This window comes from Ancylobacter tetraedralis, assembly GCF_014195655.1.
GTDB lineage: Bacteria > Pseudomonadota > Alphaproteobacteria > Rhizobiales > Xanthobacteraceae > Ancylobacter > Ancylobacter tetraedralis.
Genome location: NZ_JACICD010000003.1, coordinates 105,885 through 120,603, shown reverse-complemented (window position 1 = coordinate 120,603; position 14,719 = coordinate 105,885). Strand labels below are relative to the sequence as shown.

Sequence of the window (14,719 nt, the reverse complement as noted above, 5' to 3'; positions counted from 1 at the left end):
TTTCTGATTTCGCTGAGCCTATGTGACGGGTTGGCTTCCGGCAAGGCGGGAGGCTAAGAATGTGATCATATTTTTGGCCCGCCATATTTGGGAGCATCCCGTGTCGACCGCCGACCTCATCATCGAGAACGCCCGCATCGTCACGATGAACCCCGCCCAGCCCTTCGCCGAGGCGATTGCGCTGAAGGATGGGGTCATACTCGCGGTCGGCTCCCGTGCCGACATTGCCGCAGCGGCGCCCACCGCCCGCCGGCGCATCGATGCCGGCGGCGCCTCCGTGCTGCCCGGCTTCATCGACAGCCATATCCATCTGTTCACCGGCGGCGCGCAGCTGAACAGCCTCTCGCTGGCCGGCGTCACCGGCTTCGATTCCATCGCCCGGGCGGTGCGCGAGCGCGCAGCGGCGGAGCCGTCGAACGATCTGCTGGTGGTCGAGCAGGCAGCCTATTTCATGTTCGGCGAGCAGGAGCCGATCACCCGCCATGTGCTCGACCGCGTGCTGCCGGACCGGCCGCTCGCCTTCTTCGCCAGCGACCACCACACCATGTGGGCGAACACACCGGCCTTGAAGCTCGCTGGCATCCTGCACGGCCGGCAGGTGCCGCCCGGCAACGAGATCGTCATGGGCGCGGACGGGCTCGCCACCGGCGAGCTGCGCGAGTTCGAGGGTTTCGCGCCGGTGGCCCGCCTCACCCCGGCCGGCGGGCGCGAGATGCTCGGCCTGCAGGGCGTCGAGCCCTCATTCCCGCCGACGCCCGCGCAGCGCGCCATCGACAAGGGCATCATCAAGCAGGCCCTCGCCTATTGCGCCTCGCTCGGCATTACCAGCTTCCACAACATGGACGGCAATTTCTACCAGCTGGAGCTGCTGGGCGAGATCGAGGCGGCGGGCGAGTTGACCGTGCGCGGCCGCGTCCCGTTCCGCTTCATCCCCGGCATGGCGCTGTCCGAGCTGGAGAAGGCGGTGGAGATGCGCCGGCGCTGGAACTCCGACCGGCTGAAGGCCGATTTCGTCAAGATCTTCATGGATGGCGTGGTGGAATCCACCACCGCCCACATGCTCGCCGATTACGACACCGCGCCCGGCGTGCGCGGCTCCTCCTATTTCGAGCCGGCGGAATTCGACGCCATCGCCACGGAGATCGACCGTCTCGGCTTCCAGATCACCGTCCATGCCATCGGCGATGCCGCCGTCAACCGCACGCTGAACGGCTATGAGGCGGCGCGGCGGGCCAATGGCGTGCGCGACAGCCGCCATCGCATCGAGCATATCGAAATCCTGGCGCCCGCCGACCTGCCCCGTTTCGCGGAACTCGGCGTCATCGCCTCGATGCAGCCGACCCACGCGCCGGGCGGCTATTATCCCCCCGAGCCGATCCTCTCCATGGTCGGCCGCGAGCGGATGCGGCTCGCCTATCCCTGGCAGACGCTGCGCAACAGCGGCGCCCGCGTTGTCTTCGCCAGCGACTGGCCGGTGGCGCCGCTCGACCCGCTGCTCGGCATCAAGACGGCGATGACGCGCGGGCCGGTCTTCGAGGGTGCCCCGGACGAACGCCAGAGCCTTGCCGATTCGATCGCGGGCTTCACCCTCGACGGGGCCTTCACCGAGTTCGCGGAGGCGAGCAAGGGACGGCTGGCGCCGGGCCTTGCCGCCGATATCGTCATCCTGACCGGCGATATCGAGGCGACGGCGCCGCAGGATATCGACACGCTCAAGGTGGCCACCACGATCTGCGGCGGCCACGTCACTTACGAGCGCAACGCAGCGTAGGGCCCCTTTCGATCCGGCGATGTGCCGGATCGACGAGAAAGTGCCCTTCTGGCTGAGCATGTACGTTCCGCAAAAGTCTTCAACTTTTGCGGAACGCGCTCACGGGCGGGCGGCGGGCGGCCCAGGGCGCCGCCTCCTCGATGCGCGCGCACAGCCCGATCAGCAGTTCGTCGCGCCCGAACGCGGCGGCGAGGTGCACACCGACCGGCAGGCCGTCCGCCGTCCAGTGCAGCGGCAGCGAGGCCGCCGGCTGGCCGGAGGCGTTGAAGGCGGCGGTGAACGGCGAATAGGCGAACACGCCATCGGGCCCCATCCGGTAGTCGACATAGTCCTTGCCGACATGGTCGAACCGCCCCAGCTTCGCCGGCGGCTCGGCCAGCGTTGCCGTCAGCAGGATGTCGTAGGGCTGGAAGAACGCCGCCATCTCCCGGCCATAGGCGTGCACCTTGTTGATGGCTTCGAGATAATCCGCCCCGCTCACCGTGCGGGCATAGTCGATGGCGGTGCGCGCCACGCTCTCGATCTCGTCATCGCCCAGCGGCCGGCCACGCCGCCGCACCGCGCTCTCCACCGACAGGGCGGTGCCGCAGCCGACGATCTTGGTCCACGCGGCCATCATGCCCGACGTGTCGGCGGTGGGGCGCTTCTCCTCCAGCCGGTGGCCGAGGCTCTCCAGCAGCCGGGCGGCTTCTTCCACCGCGGCGCGGCATTCGGGGGCAATCGGCTCGCCGGTCAGCGTGGTGGTGGTGAAGGCGATGTGCAGCGGGCTGTCGCGCCGCGCCAGCGCCGCCCGGTAGGAGTCTTCCAGCGGCGGGGCGACATAGGGCGCGCCGAGATCGGGGCCCTGGGTGATGTCGAGCAGCATGGCGGTATCGCGCACCGAGCGGGTGAGGAAGCCGTCGATCGCCATGCCCGCCCAGCCCTCGCCGACATAGGGGCCATCGGGCGTGCGGGCGCGCGTGGCCTTGAAGCCGAACAGCCCGCAGCTGGAGGCGGGGATGCGCACCGAGCCGCCGCCATCCGAGCCATGCGCGGCGGGCAGGATCCCGGACGCCACCGCCGCCGCCGCGCCGCCGGAGGAGCCACCGGGAGTGTGGTCGAGATTCCACGGGTTGCGGGTCGGTCCGCCATAGACCGCCGATTCGGTGGTGGGGCCGACGCCGCCTTCCGGCGAGGTGGTGCGGCCGAAGGTGACGAGGCCGGCAGACCGCAGCCGGGCATAGATCGAGGAATCCTGCCCGTAATGCGTGTCGGCGAACAGTTTCGAGCCGTTATTGGACGGGAAGTCGATGGCCTCGGCGCCGAGATCCTTCAGCAGGAACGGCACGCCCTTGAGCGGTCCTTCCGGGAGCCCCTCCTCGATCAGCCGGCGCGCCACGCCCTCGCGCAGCAGCGTCACGGCGTTGAGGCGCGGATTGAGCGCCTCGACACGCCGCAGCGCTTCATCCAGCAGTTCGCCCGGGCGGACATCGCCCTTGTGCACATGCTCGGCCAGAGCGACGGCGTCGCTCGATTCGTAGAGATCACTGATATCCATGGACGTCCGCCACTGACTACCAAAACGCGCCGGCGCGAGGCGTGCCGACGCCCCTTTCTGGACCGCCTCCCCGATGGCCGCCAGAGGTCTTTTCCGCCAAGGGCCGCTTCGCAGGCCAGCCGGGCGCTGACGCGCGAGCGTTCAGCGGGTGATGCGGACCGAGGCGAACCGCCCGACCACCGCGCCGCCGCAGCGTTCCGCCGCCAGGAGGGAAGCCCGGCCGGGCGGAAGGCTGGCAGCCGCTCCAGCCGTGGGATGCTCCGGCCGATGCGGCGCTTCGCCGGCAGGCGCGTGCAGGCGTTCGGAGAGGTTGCTCACCAGCGAGCGGAGCCGGCGATTCTCGGCCTCCAGTTCCTTCATCTGCAGCACGGCGGGCTCGCTCAGGCTGCCGAAGCGCCGGCGCCAGCGATAGAAGGTGCGCAGCGACACCCGCGCGGTGCGGCAGATTTCGTCGACCGGAACACCGGCATCGGCTTCGCGGATGAGCTGGATGATCTCGTTGTCGGTGAATTGCGAACGTCGCATCGGATCGTCCTCAGCATGTGTTGACGGATCGGATGACGGTCCATTCCCGTGGGGCAGGAGCCATTCCCCCTGGGCTTATCTCACGGACCCGTAACGCGCGGCGGCCGCCAGCCGCACATCGTCTAGGCATGCGTTTATTGTGGGCAGCACTATAGCCCATCAGGCCCGCGCGTGAATGCCGATTCTTGCCGCCCGGCCTCGGCGCGGGGGCGAGCGGCACGGCGAGGCCGGGCTGGCCGGGGCATATGACAATAGTGCCAGAAAGCGCGGACCGGCCGGCGGGTTGGCGCGGGTTTGGGCAGCGCTGTGCATTATATGAAGTTGCGCGCGAGCCCGCGCTCAACAGAATTCGCGACATCCTGGAACCTTGAGGTGTCGGCCATGGTCAAGTTCACGCGGCGTTCCTTCCTACAGGCGAGCGGTGTTGCCGCCGCCGGTCTGGCCTCCCCCATCGGCATGCCCGCCCTGCTGCGCAGCGCGCAGGCGCAGTCCGGCCCCGTGAAGCTCGGCTGCCTGTTCTCGTCCTCCGGCACCATGGCCAATCTCGAGGGCCGGCTGAACTATGTGGTGAAGATGGCAGCCGACGAGATCAACGCGAAGGGCGGCGTCAACGGGCGCACCATCGACGTGCTGGTCTCCGACCCCGCCTCCGACTGGCCGCTCTACGCCCAGACCGCGAAGCAGATGCTGCAGCAGGAGAAGGTATCGGCGCTGTTCGGCTGCTGGACCTCGGTCTCGCGCAAGACGGTGCTGCCGGTGGTCGAGCAGGAGAAGGGCCTGCTCTATTACCCCCTGCATTTCGAGGGTGACGAGAACTCCAAGAACGTCGTCTACGTGAACTCGCCGCCAGCCAGCTCCGTGCTGCCCGCCGTGGACTACCTCATGAGCGAGGAAGGCGTCTCGGCCAAGCGCTTCTTCATGCTCGGTTCGGATTATGTGTGGCCGCGCACCATCAACAAGCAGCTCAAGGGCTACTGGAAGTCCAAGGGCATCCCCGAAAGCGCGTGGAAGGAGGAATATGTCCCCTTCGGCTTCTCCAATTTCCAGACGCTGGTGAACCAGATCCGCGCCTTCGCCGACCAGGGTGGCGGGCAGCCGGTGGTGGTGCTCACCGTGGTGGGTAACTCGATCCCGGATTTCATGCGCGAATTCGCCAACCAGGGCATTCTCGCCACCGATATCCCGGTGCTCGGCCTCGACATGGTGGAGGCCGATCTCGAAGGCCTCGACACCTCGAAGCTGGTCGGCCACCTCAATTGCTGGGCCTATCTGCAAAACGCCAAGGGGCCGGCGAACGAGACCTTCCTGAAGAACTGGGCCGGCTACGTGACCGCGAAGAACGTGCCCTTCAAGGGTGACGTCTCGATCGACCCGATGGTGTCGGCCTATGATTCCGTGCACCTCTGGGCGATGGCGGCGCAGAAGGCGGGCTCGTTCGAGGTGCCGGAAGTCTCCAAGGCCTTTGCCGGCCTCACCTTCGATTGCCCGTCGGGCTACAAGATCGCCATGACCGGCGAGAACAATTACGTGTCCCGCGGCGTGTTCATCGGCTCGGTGAACGACAAGCAGGGCTTCGACATCCTGTGGCAGTCCAAGGACACGCCCAAGCCGGTGCCGTTCAGCCCCTACGGCTGATCGCCCGCGCCGTCCCCGCTCCACCCGCGTTCTCGCATGAGTGACGGCCGTCCCGCCGGGCGGCCGTCGTGATCCCGCTGATGACATTCAGGCACCTGCCGACCTTCCTCGCCGGGCTTCTCGTTTCCGCCGTGCTGGCCACACCCGGCGCGGCGGCGGCGCTTGACCGCGCGGCCGTCGTCGCCGGCCTGTGCGGCAATGCCGGACAGATGTTCGAGGCCGCCGCCGCGCTCACCGCCACGGCGGCGACTGGCAGCGACGAGGACCGCGCCTGGGCATTGGCGCTGCCGCGTGCGCTGATCGAGAAGACGCTCGCTTGCGACGCCGCGGGCGCCGTGCTGGGCAATGGCCGCCTCGATGCCGTCTCCCGCGTGGTGCGCGAGCCCGCCCCCGACGCCCGCGCGCCCGTGCTGAGCCTGAAGAACCGCGCCGTGTTCGAGCAGGCCGACGCCGCCCTCGCCCTGCGCAGCACGCCGGATGCCGGCGCGCGCGCGGCCGCGCTCAGGATGCTGGAGCGCCGCCCCGCCACCATCCCGGAAGGCCTGCTGGACGCCGCGGCCGCGCGCGAGAGCGATCCCGCCCTCAAGGCGCAGATCGAGGGGCTGGCGCAGACGGCGGCTCTCAACGCCTCCGACCCGACAGCCCGCCTGCGCGCCATCGGCCGCATCGCGGAGAATCCCAGCCGCCGGGCGCTGGCGCAGATGGCCGAACTGACCCGCGACCCCGCCTATGCGACGAATGCCGACTTCCGCGCCGCCATTGACGCCGCCACGCGACGCATCGAGCGCGGCATCGCCATCGGGGACGTGCTGGCCGCCCTCTATAACGGACTGAGCTTCGCCTCCATCCTGTTCATGGCGGCGATCGGCCTCGCCATCATCTTCGGGCTGATGGGGGTGATCAATCTGGCGCAGGGCGAGCTGATCATGATCGGCGCCTATGTCACCTGGATGGTGCAGCAGGGCCTGCGCGCCGTCGCCCCGGCCCTGCTCGACTGGTATCTGATCCTCGCCATCCCCGTCGCCTTCGTGGTGACGGCGGCGATCGGCATCGCGCTTGAAGCGCTGCTGCTGCGCCATCTCTACAAGCGCCCGCTGATGAGCCTGCTGGCCACCTGGGCGGTGAGCCTGTTCCTGGTCAATCTGGTGCGAGTGGTGTTCGGCACGCAGAACATGCAATTCGAGACGCCGTTCTACGTTTCCGGCGGCGTGCCGGTCATCGGCGACTTCATCTTCACCTGGAACCGCATGTTCGCGATTGCCTTCGCGGTGGTCACGCTGGCGCTGACCTGGGCGATCGTGCGCAAGACCCCGCTCGGGCTCAACATCCGCGCCGTGACGCAGAACCGCGATATGGCCGCCTGCATCGGCATTCCCACCCGCAGCGTCGACAGGATGGCCTTCGGGCTCGGCTCCGGACTTGCCGGCCTCGCCGGCCTCGCGCTCTCGCCGATCTACAGCGTGAACCCGCAAATGGGGCAGAACTTCATCATCGACAGTTTCATGGTGGTGGTGCTCGGCGGTGTCGGCACCATCGCGGGCACCGTGGTCGCGGCCTTGGGCATCGGCCAGATCAACGTGCTGATCGAGCCGCTCTGGGGCGCCGTGGCCGCGAAGGTCATCGTGCTGCTGATGATCATCGCCTTCCTGCAATGGCGGCCCGAGGGCCTGTTCGCCGTGAAGGGCCGCCGCAAATGACGCCCATCACCCGAGACCGCCCCTTCCTCCTTCTCGTCGCGCTGCTCGTGATGCTTTCGGTGGCGATGCCGCTACTGTCCGGCACGGGGCTGGCGCCGTCGCGCTACCTCACCAACGCCATCGGCCAGCTGGCCGCCTTCGCCGTGCTCGCCCTCTCGCTCGACCTGATCTGGGGCTATCTCGGCATCCTCTCGCTCGGCCACGGGCTGTTCTTCGCCATTGGCGGCTATGTCGTCGCCATGTACCTGCTCAAGCACTCCTTCGTGGTCACGGGCACGGTGCCGGATTTCCTCCAGTTCATGGGCTGGAAGGAATTTCCGTTCTACTGGGCGGGGTTCGAGTTCTTTCCCTATGCGTTTGGCGTCGCGGTGGCGGTCACGCTGCTGATCTCCGGCGTGTTCGGCTATGTCTCGTTCCGCTCGCGTGTGGGCGGCGTGTATTTCGCCATCATCACCCAGGCGCTGGTCTATGTCGCCATGCTGCTGATGTTCCGAAACGACACCGGCTTCGGCGGCAATAACGGCATGACCGGGTTTTCCGTCATCCTCGGCTGGCCGATGGGAACGAGCGGCATGATCACCGCGCTGGCGGTCGCCTCGCTGGTGACGCTCGCGCTGGTGCTGGTGGGGTGCCGCTGGCTGGTCGGCAGCCGCTTCGGCGCGCTGATGCTGGCGACGCGCGACGACGAGACCCGCCTGCGCACGCTCGGCTACGAGACGCTGCGGCTGAAGCTCATCGTGTGGTGCCTCTCCGCGCTCCTCGCCATGCTGGCCGGCATGCTCTACGTGCCGCAGGTCGGCATCATCAACCCGCGCGTGCTCTCGCCCGAACTGTCGCTGGAAATCGCGGTATGGGTCGCCATTGGAGGGCGCGGCCATCTGGTCGGCGCGGTCATCGGCGCGCTGCTGGTGAATGCCCTCAAATTCTGGCTCTCCTCCGCCGCGCCGGACGTGTGGCCCTTCATTCTTTCCGGCCTCATCGTCCTCGTCGTGCTGGTATTCCCCAACGGGCTGATGGACCTCGCGAAGTTCCGGCTGGCCCGCCCGATGGGGCCCAAGCGCATGGAGACCAAGCGTATGGCGCGCGGGATCGGGGAGGCCCGGTCATGAGCCTCACCGCCCTGCTGGTCGATGGGCTCACCGTCCGTTTCGGCAGTTTCCGCGCCATCGACGACCTGTCGCTCGCCATCGATTATGGCGAGGTGCGCGCGGTGATCGGCCCGAACGGTGCCGGCAAGACCACGCTGCTCGACGTAATTTCGGGCATTACCCGGCCGAAGCAGGGGCGCGTGCTGTTCGACGGCGCCCACGACATCACCCGCTGGAGCGAATCCGCCATTGCCCGCGCCGGTCTGCGCCGCAAGTTCCAGAAGCCGAGCGTGTTCGAGGGTCTCACCGTGCGTCAGCACATCGCCATCGGCGCCGATGTCGGCTTCCGCTCCAGGCTCGACGCACCCGCGTTGGAAGACCGCATCAGTGAGGTACTGGAGACCGTAGGCCTCACCGAGCAGGGCGAGCGGCTGGCCGGGGAGCTCGGCCATGGGCACAAGCAGTGGCTGGAGATCGGCATGGTGCTGGCGTCCGATCCCCGCGTGCTGATGCTGGACGAGCCGGTGGCGGGGCTGACCGATGAGGAAACCGAGCGCACCGCCCGCCTCGTGCGCGCGCTGGTGCGCCCCGACCGCGCCATCGTCGTGGTCGAGCACGACATGGATTTCGTCGAACGCATCGCCGACCGCGTCACCGTGCTGCACGAGGGCCGTACACTGTTCGAGGGCTCCATGGACAAGGTCCGGGCCGACAAGGCGGTCGTCGAGGTCTATCTGGGGCGCTGATCATGCGGTTTCGTGTCGAGGATCTCGACCAGTATTACGGTTCGGCGCAGGTTCTGCGCCATGTCGGCTTCGAGATTGCGCCCGGCGAGTGCCTGGCGGTGCTCGGCCGCAACGGCGCCGGGAAGTCCACCCTGCTCAAATGCATCATGGGCCTGCTCGCGCCGAGCGCGGGCCGGATCCTGCTCGATGAGACCGACGCCACCGGCTGGTCGCCGAACCGCCGTTCGCGGGCCGGTCTCGCCTATGTACCGCAGGGGCGGGAGATCTTCGCCGAGTTGACGGTGGGCGAGAATATCGAGGCCGCGGCCCGCGCCCACGGCACCTACGGCACCGCGGCGACGGATGAGACGGTAAGCCTGTTTCCCGTGTTGCGCGAAATGTGGAAACGCTCGGGCGGAGCGCTCTCGGGCGGCCAGCAGCAGCAACTCGCCATCGCCCGCGCGCTGGTCACGCAGCCGCGCCTGCTTATCCTCGACGAGCCGACCGAGGGCATCCAGCCCAATATCGTGGCGCTGATCGGCGAGGTGCTGCGCATGCTCAAGGGCCGGCTGTCGATCCTGCTGGTGGAGCAGTATCTCGATTTTGCCATCGACACCGCCGACGCCTTCGTCATTCTCTCGCGTGGCTCGATCGTCGAGACCGGCCGCGCCGAAGCGATGAGCCGGGAACATCTCACCCGTTTCATCGCCGTCTGATTTCGTACCCGCGCCAGCATCAGGAGTTCAGCATGTCGCGCCGCTTTGAAATCCCCGCCACACCGGAAAACATGGTCTGGGGCTATCTCGACAGCTCGACCCCGCCCGTCCTCGAAGTCGCCTCGGGCGATGTGGTGACGCTGCATTCCTTCCCCGCCGGCGGCAAGGAGACGCTGCCCGACACGCTGCCGGTGCCGGCAGACTACCAGCTGGCGCTCGACACGATGCCGCAGGGTGCGGGCCCCCACTTCATCACCGGGCCAGTCCATGTGGCCGGCGCCAAGCCCGGCGACGTGCTGCAGGTCGACATTCTCGACGTGAAGGTGCGACAGGACTGGGGCTTCGTCTCCATCCTGCCACTGCTCGGCACGCTGCCCGACGAGTTCACCGATTACGAGACCATCCACCCCGTGGTCGACCACGCGAAGAATGTCTGCGTGATGCCGTGGGGCACGGAGATTCCGCTGGACCCGTTCTTCGGCATCATCGCCACCGCCCCGCCCCCGGCCTGGGGCCGCTGCGGCTCGCCGGTGCCGCGTGCCTTCGGCGGCAACATGGACAACAAGGAGCTGCGCGCCGGCACCACGCTGTACCTGCCGGTGTTCAACGAGGGCGCGCTGTTCTTCGCCGGCGATGGCCACGGCGTGCAGGGCGACGGCGAGGTCTGCATCACCGCGCTGGAAACCGGCGTCACTGGCACGTTCCGCCTGACGGTCCGCAAGGACATGGACCTCGCCTGGCCGTTCGCCGAGAGCGCGACGCACCTGATCTCCATCGGCCTCGACGAGGATCTCGACGATGCCGCCAAGCAGGCAACACGCGAAATGGTGAAGCATGTATGCGAGCGCACCAACCTCTCGCGCAACCAGGCCTACATGCTGTGCTCGCTGGCGGGCAACCTGCGCGTGACGCAGATGGTGGACGGCAACAAAGGCGTGCACATGATGCTGCGCAAGTCGCTTCTCTGAGCGCCCGCCGCGGTAAGCCCGAGGCGCGGATGACCTCAGCTCTTCGGGCGTGCGGTGAGCACGTGGGCCTCGATCACGTCCAGCGCCCGGCCGACCTCGTCGAACCAGCCGATTTCGGTGAGATAGCGCCGCCCGCGCTCGTTCAGCCCGCCCTTCGTCTCGTGATGGGCGGGATCGACCGCCTCGCCCTTGGCGAAGGCATCGAGCCCGACGGCGGCGAGGCCGCTGAACATGGAGCGCACATAATGCGTCGCGGTGTCGGGCGCCATCTCGCGCGACACCAGCCAGTCGATGATGGCGTTCTGCAGCGCGTAATGCGAGGACATCATCGCGCTGCCATGCGCGATGGCCGCGAGGTCGCTCTCCTTGCTCGCCACGATGAGGTCGCCGAGGCCGCCGAACAGATCCTCGACGATCGGGTTGGCGGGATAGATGACCACCGGCCCCTTGCGCAGGCGGATCGGCGGCAGCGGGTTGACCCGTACCACATGGCCCGCCGGCCGCACCGTCTCGCTCACCCGCGCATGGGGCACGCCGGCGAGGAAGCTGACGACCGTCTGGTCGGGGCGGAAGGGAAGTCCGGCTGTGGCCTCGTCCAACTGGTTGGGGCGCATGCCGAGGAACACCACGTCGCTGCCCTCCACCACCGCCGCGCTGCTTGGCGCGCGCGTGACATTGGCGTAGCGCGCGGCGAGCGCCTGCGAGGTCTCCTGCGAACGCGGCGAGACCAGAATGGTGCAGCGGTCGCCATGGGTCGCCTGAAGGCCGTCGATCACCGCGCTGACCAGCGTACCCGTACCGACGAAACCGAGACGCAACATGACCATGCTCCTGATGAGGGCTGAACGGAGGGGATAGGGGGGGTGAGATGCGTGCGGGAGGCGAGCCTGCGTCAGGCGCTTTCGCGTCCCTCGAAGCCGATCCAGCGGCGGAATTCGGCCACGGCCGGCTTCTCCGAGAAATCCGGGCTGGTCAGCACATGGAAGCCGGCGCCGGTTTCGATCTCCAGATCGAACGGCCGCACCAGCCGCCCGGCCTTGAGGTCGCTCTCCGCCAGCAGCCGGCTGGCCAGCGCCACGCCCTGCCCCTGCACGGCGGCATCGAGCATGAGGCCGGCATCGTTGAAATAGAGCGTCTCGTCGAAGGCGAGGCCGCCCGCCCCGGCAGCGCCGAACCACGCGCCCCAGAAACTGCCATTCACCACTTGCAGCAGCGTGTGGCGGATGATGTCGCTCGGCACCAGCAGCGGGGGCCCCTCGCGCAGCAGCGCCGGGCTGCACACCGGGAACAGCCGGTCGGGCGCCAGCAGTTCGATGCGCGCATTGGGCCAGTCGCCATGGCCCCAGCGGATGGCGACATCGATGTCCTGACGGTCGAAATCGACGGGATCGTTGGAGGCGAGCAGCGTAACCTTGAATTGCGGGTGCAACTGCATGAAGCGCTTCAGCCGCGACACCAGCCAGCGCGAGGCGATGGCGGGAGGCGCGTTGACGCACAGCACGACCGGCGCCTTGGGGTCGGCGATGCGCTCGCAGGCGCGCACCAGCAGCGCCATGGATTCGCCCACCGCGCTGGCGAGCGCGGTGCCCTCGCGCGTCAGCTCCACCCGGCGCGGCATGCGCCGGAACAGGCGCACTTCCAGCAACTCCTCCAGCTGGCGGATCTGCTGGCTCACCGCCGATTGCGTGACGCAGAGTTCCTCGGCGGCGGTGGTGAAATTGCCATTGCGCGCGGCGGCGTCGAACACCCGGAAAAGATTGAGCGGCGGCAGCCGGGCGGCCCGGCGGAGGGGACGCGGATCGGACGGGGCAACACGCGGCGCGACGGCCTCGGACACCAGGGCCGCGGCGTCACTCAGGAGGGGCTCGTCCGGGGGCTTCGTCATCTCATGCGGCATCCTGCAGGCCCATGTCCCTCAGTTCGACGAGGCCGTCGAGCTGAGGAATCACATCGCAGCCGAAGCGCTCCAGCGAGGCCAGAGTCTCGCGGCGGCCGATGCCGGCGAAACCCATGAAACAGGACAGATGCGTCGGGCGAAGGCTGTCGAGTTCCTCGGCCAGCTTGTCGGCGCAGTAGCTTGCCGAGCCGATCACCGCGTTGTCGAGGAAATTGTCGAGCGGCGGCTCGTCATTGAGCGGCATGAGCCGCAGGAACGGGCCATCCTTGCTGGGCTGCGCGGTGGAGAGCGGCACGGCGGCGCGGGCGAGGTCGCGCACGCACTGGGCGGCGTGGCGGGCTTCGTCCGGATTGTCGGTGACATAGACATAGCGCTGCACCGCCAGCGGCATGTGGGCGGCATCGCCCCCGCCCGCCTCCCAGCGCTCGGCGATGACGTCGCGAAACGCCTGCGCCGCCGTCAGCCCGCGATGGCCGAAGCTCATGAACGGCGTGTGGCCGCGCGTCGCCATGCGGGCGAGGATTTCGGGATGGCTGCTGGCCACGAAGACTTCCGGCATGGCCAGCCCGAACGGGCGCATCGACAACTCGGTGCGCGGGATGCGGTGGAACTGGCCCGCATACTCGACCACGCCGCTGGTCAGCCCCTGTTCCAATATGTCCCAGGTCTCCAGCATCTTCTGGTAGCGATAGTTCGGATCGACGCGGAAGCGGTCGAACTCATAGGGCTGATAGCCACAGCCCAGCCCGAGGATCAGCCGGCCACGCGTCAGCAGGTCGGCGAAGGCGGCCTCCTGCACCAGCCGCAGCGGCTCGTAGAAGGGCAGCGCCAGAACGGCGGGGCCAAGGCGGATATGCGTCGTCTCCGCCGCGCAATGGGCCACCATCACGAGGGATGACGGGCAGATCGAGTGATTGGTGAAGTGGTGCTCGGCAAACCACGCGACATCGAAGCCGAAATCCTCCGCCATCTTCACCGTGTCGACCGTCGTGCGCAGCACCGAGGCGGGGGAGGTATTTCGGTCATACAGGCCCATGAGGTTGAAGAGGCCGAGTTTGGTCATGGCGTTCCCCCATTGCCACGGATGCCGATGCGGACACGCGCCTTCCGCCGCCTGTCCCGCTATCCGTCGCAGGCTTGTCATGTGGCTCGCATGCCCGTCATCTCAAGGCATGGCGCTCGTTATCTCAAAGCATAGGAACAGCTCCGGCGCCCGGCAAATTAGCTGTTCTTATGCTTGGCCAAGCCGGACTTGGCGGCCCGGGCCGGCGGCGTCTTTCCTTATCGTTCCATGAGAATTCATCGTTTGTGATCGGTGCCCCCGGTCGGGAACACTCCGTCACAAGAACGTCGTCATGCCTCAAGCGGCGATGCCACCTTTCCAGACATCGGAGCCTCCATGCAGGGTCAAACCATTATCGTCACCGGTGGGGGCAGCGGCCTGGGCCGCGCCATCTGTCTGGGCCTCGCCGATGCCGGCGCGCAGGTGGCCATCCTCGAGATCAACGCCGAATCCGCGCAGGTCGTGGTCGACGAAATCACGGCCAAGGGCGGGAAGGCCTTCTCGGTGATCGGCGACATCACCACCCGCGACAGCGCGAAGGCGCTGGTGGACAGCGCGATCGCGACGGCCGGGCGCGTGCACGGCCTGATCAACTGCGCCGGGGTGTATCCGCGCCGGCCGATCCTCGAGATCACCGACGCCGACTGGGACTTCAGCTTCGCGGTGAATGTGCGCGGGCTCTACAATGTCTCGGTGGCCGCCATCACCCACATGCAGGCGCAGGGCGGCGGGCGCATCGTCAACATCGCCTCGATCGACGCGCTGAAGGCGCACCCGAAGAACGCGCATTACGCGGCGATGAAGGCGGCGGTGGTCAGCCTCACCAAGAGCATGGCGCTGGCCGTGGCGCCCGACAACATCCTCATCAACGGCGTGGCGCCGGCCGGCATCGCCACCGAGAAGGCGCGCGCCGCCGGCTTCCTGCCGGAACTGGCGGCGCAGACCGCGCTGGGCCGCGCCGCGGAGCCGGAAGATGTCGCCGACGTGGTGATCTTCCTGGTCTCGGAAAAGAACAGATACATGGTCGGCGAGACGGTCGCGATCAGCGGCGGTTACTTCATCGCCTGATCTTTCGCCCTTTATTTGAGAACAAGAGT

13 protein-coding genes are annotated in these 14,719 nt (G+C 67.9%); 8 read left to right on the top strand and 5 right to left on the bottom strand.

The features are described from left to right. The first annotated feature begins 100 nt into the window (after positions 1–100). Positions 101–1,771: an amidohydrolase gene (locus tag FHS55_RS08960; protein WP_343056081.1), complete on the top strand. Its 1,671-nt coding sequence runs from the start codon at positions 101–103 to the stop codon at positions 1,769–1,771. A 79-nt stretch (positions 1,772–1,850) separates the two neighbouring features. Here FHS55_RS08960 and FHS55_RS08955 read toward each other — a convergent pair whose 3' ends face one another. Further along, positions 1,851–3,308 carry an amidase gene (locus FHS55_RS08955; protein WP_183189392.1) on the bottom strand — a complete coding sequence of 486 codons (1,458 nt, stop codon included), beginning with the start codon at positions 3,306–3,308 and terminating at the stop codon, positions 1,851–1,853. 141 nt (positions 3,309–3,449) lie between these two features. Further along, complete coding sequence (locus FHS55_RS08950) at positions 3,450–3,833, bottom strand: transposase (protein ID WP_183189391.1); 384 nt, start codon at positions 3,831–3,833, stop codon at positions 3,450–3,452. A gap of 381 nt (positions 3,834–4,214) precedes the next feature. Between FHS55_RS08950 and FHS55_RS08945 the strand changes: the two genes are divergently transcribed. The 6 genes from FHS55_RS08945 (at position 4,215) to FHS55_RS08920 (ending at position 10,662) form a co-directional block, all read left to right on the top strand. Then, positions 4,215–5,468, top strand: a complete 1,254-nt coding sequence (locus FHS55_RS08945; protein WP_183189390.1) for a substrate-binding domain-containing protein — start codon at positions 4,215–4,217, stop codon at positions 5,466–5,468. An 80-nt stretch (positions 5,469–5,548) separates the two neighbouring features. Then, on the top strand, positions 5,549–7,165 hold the full coding sequence (gene urtB / locus FHS55_RS08940) for an urea ABC transporter permease subunit UrtB (protein WP_183189389.1): 1,617 nt from the start codon (positions 5,549–5,551) through the stop codon (positions 7,163–7,165). Next, positions 7,162–8,274 carry an urea ABC transporter permease subunit UrtC gene (urtC, locus tag FHS55_RS08935; RefSeq protein WP_183189388.1) on the top strand — a complete coding sequence of 371 codons (1,113 nt, stop codon included), beginning with the start codon at positions 7,162–7,164 and terminating at the stop codon, positions 8,272–8,274. The genes urtB and urtC overlap by 4 nt, the downstream gene beginning before the upstream one ends. After that, positions 8,271–8,999, top strand: coding sequence for an urea ABC transporter ATP-binding protein UrtD (gene urtD / locus FHS55_RS08930; protein ID WP_183189387.1), 729 nt, complete (start codon positions 8,271–8,273; stop codon positions 8,997–8,999). The genes urtC and urtD overlap by 4 nt, the downstream gene beginning before the upstream one ends. Before the next feature lie 2 nt (positions 9,000–9,001). Continuing rightward, positions 9,002–9,694, top strand: coding sequence for an urea ABC transporter ATP-binding subunit UrtE (gene urtE / locus FHS55_RS08925; RefSeq protein WP_183189386.1), 693 nt, complete (start codon positions 9,002–9,004; stop codon positions 9,692–9,694). A gap of 32 nt (positions 9,695–9,726) precedes the next feature. After that, positions 9,727–10,662, top strand: a complete 936-nt coding sequence (locus tag FHS55_RS08920) for an acetamidase/formamidase family protein (protein ID WP_183189385.1) — start codon at positions 9,727–9,729, stop codon at positions 10,660–10,662. Between the two features lie 35 nt (positions 10,663–10,697). Here FHS55_RS08920 and FHS55_RS08915 read toward each other — a convergent pair whose 3' ends face one another. From FHS55_RS08915 to FHS55_RS08905, 3 genes are all read right to left on the bottom strand, one after another. Then, positions 10,698–11,483: an NAD(P)-binding domain-containing protein gene (locus FHS55_RS08915; RefSeq protein ID WP_183189384.1), complete on the bottom strand. Its 786-nt coding sequence runs from the start codon at positions 11,481–11,483 to the stop codon at positions 10,698–10,700. 71 nt (positions 11,484–11,554) lie between these two features. Beyond that, positions 11,555–12,547, bottom strand: a complete 993-nt coding sequence (gene gcvA, locus FHS55_RS08910) for a transcriptional regulator GcvA (RefSeq protein ID WP_246339998.1) — start codon at positions 12,545–12,547, stop codon at positions 11,555–11,557. A gap of 1 nt (position 12,548) precedes the next feature. Continuing rightward, entirely contained in the window at positions 12,549–13,622 is a 1,074-nt protein-coding gene (locus tag FHS55_RS08905; protein ID WP_183189382.1) for an LLM class flavin-dependent oxidoreductase, read from the bottom strand. Between the two features lie 336 nt (positions 13,623–13,958). Between FHS55_RS08905 and FHS55_RS08900 the strand changes: the two genes are divergently transcribed. After that, complete coding sequence (locus FHS55_RS08900) at positions 13,959–14,690, top strand: SDR family NAD(P)-dependent oxidoreductase (protein ID WP_183189381.1); 732 nt, start codon at positions 13,959–13,961, stop codon at positions 14,688–14,690. Positions 14,691–14,719: the final 29 nt, after the last annotated feature.

Excerpts from the sequence above, each read along its gene's own strand:
- FHS55_RS08955 (WP_183189392.1), bottom strand. The coding sequence starts at position 3,308 with ATGGATATCAGTGATCTCTACGAATCGAGCGACGCCGTCGCTCTGGCC.
- FHS55_RS08950 (WP_183189391.1), bottom strand. The coding sequence starts at position 3,833 with ATGCGACGTTCGCAATTCACCGACAACGAGATCATCCAGCTCATCCGC.
- FHS55_RS08945 (WP_183189390.1), top strand. The coding sequence starts at position 4,215 with ATGGTCAAGTTCACGCGGCGTTCCTTCCTACAGGCGAGCGGTGTTGCC.
- urtB (WP_183189389.1), top strand. The coding sequence starts at position 5,549 with ATGACATTCAGGCACCTGCCGACCTTCCTCGCCGGGCTTCTCGTTTCC.
- urtC (WP_183189388.1), top strand. The coding sequence starts at position 7,162 with ATGACGCCCATCACCCGAGACCGCCCCTTCCTCCTTCTCGTCGCGCTG.
- urtD (WP_183189387.1), top strand. The coding sequence starts at position 8,271 with ATGAGCCTCACCGCCCTGCTGGTCGATGGGCTCACCGTCCGTTTCGGC.
- urtE (WP_183189386.1), top strand. The coding sequence starts at position 9,002 with ATGCGGTTTCGTGTCGAGGATCTCGACCAGTATTACGGTTCGGCGCAG.
- FHS55_RS08920 (WP_183189385.1), top strand. The coding sequence starts at position 9,727 with ATGTCGCGCCGCTTTGAAATCCCCGCCACACCGGAAAACATGGTCTGG.
- FHS55_RS08915 (WP_183189384.1), bottom strand. The coding sequence starts at position 11,483 with ATGTTGCGTCTCGGTTTCGTCGGTACGGGTACGCTGGTCAGCGCGGTG.
- gcvA (WP_246339998.1), bottom strand. The coding sequence starts at position 12,547 with ATGACGAAGCCCCCGGACGAGCCCCTCCTGAGTGACGCCGCGGCCCTG.
- FHS55_RS08905 (WP_183189382.1), bottom strand. The coding sequence starts at position 13,622 with ATGACCAAACTCGGCCTCTTCAACCTCATGGGCCTGTATGACCGAAAT.
- FHS55_RS08900 (WP_183189381.1), top strand. The coding sequence starts at position 13,959 with ATGCAGGGTCAAACCATTATCGTCACCGGTGGGGGCAGCGGCCTGGGC.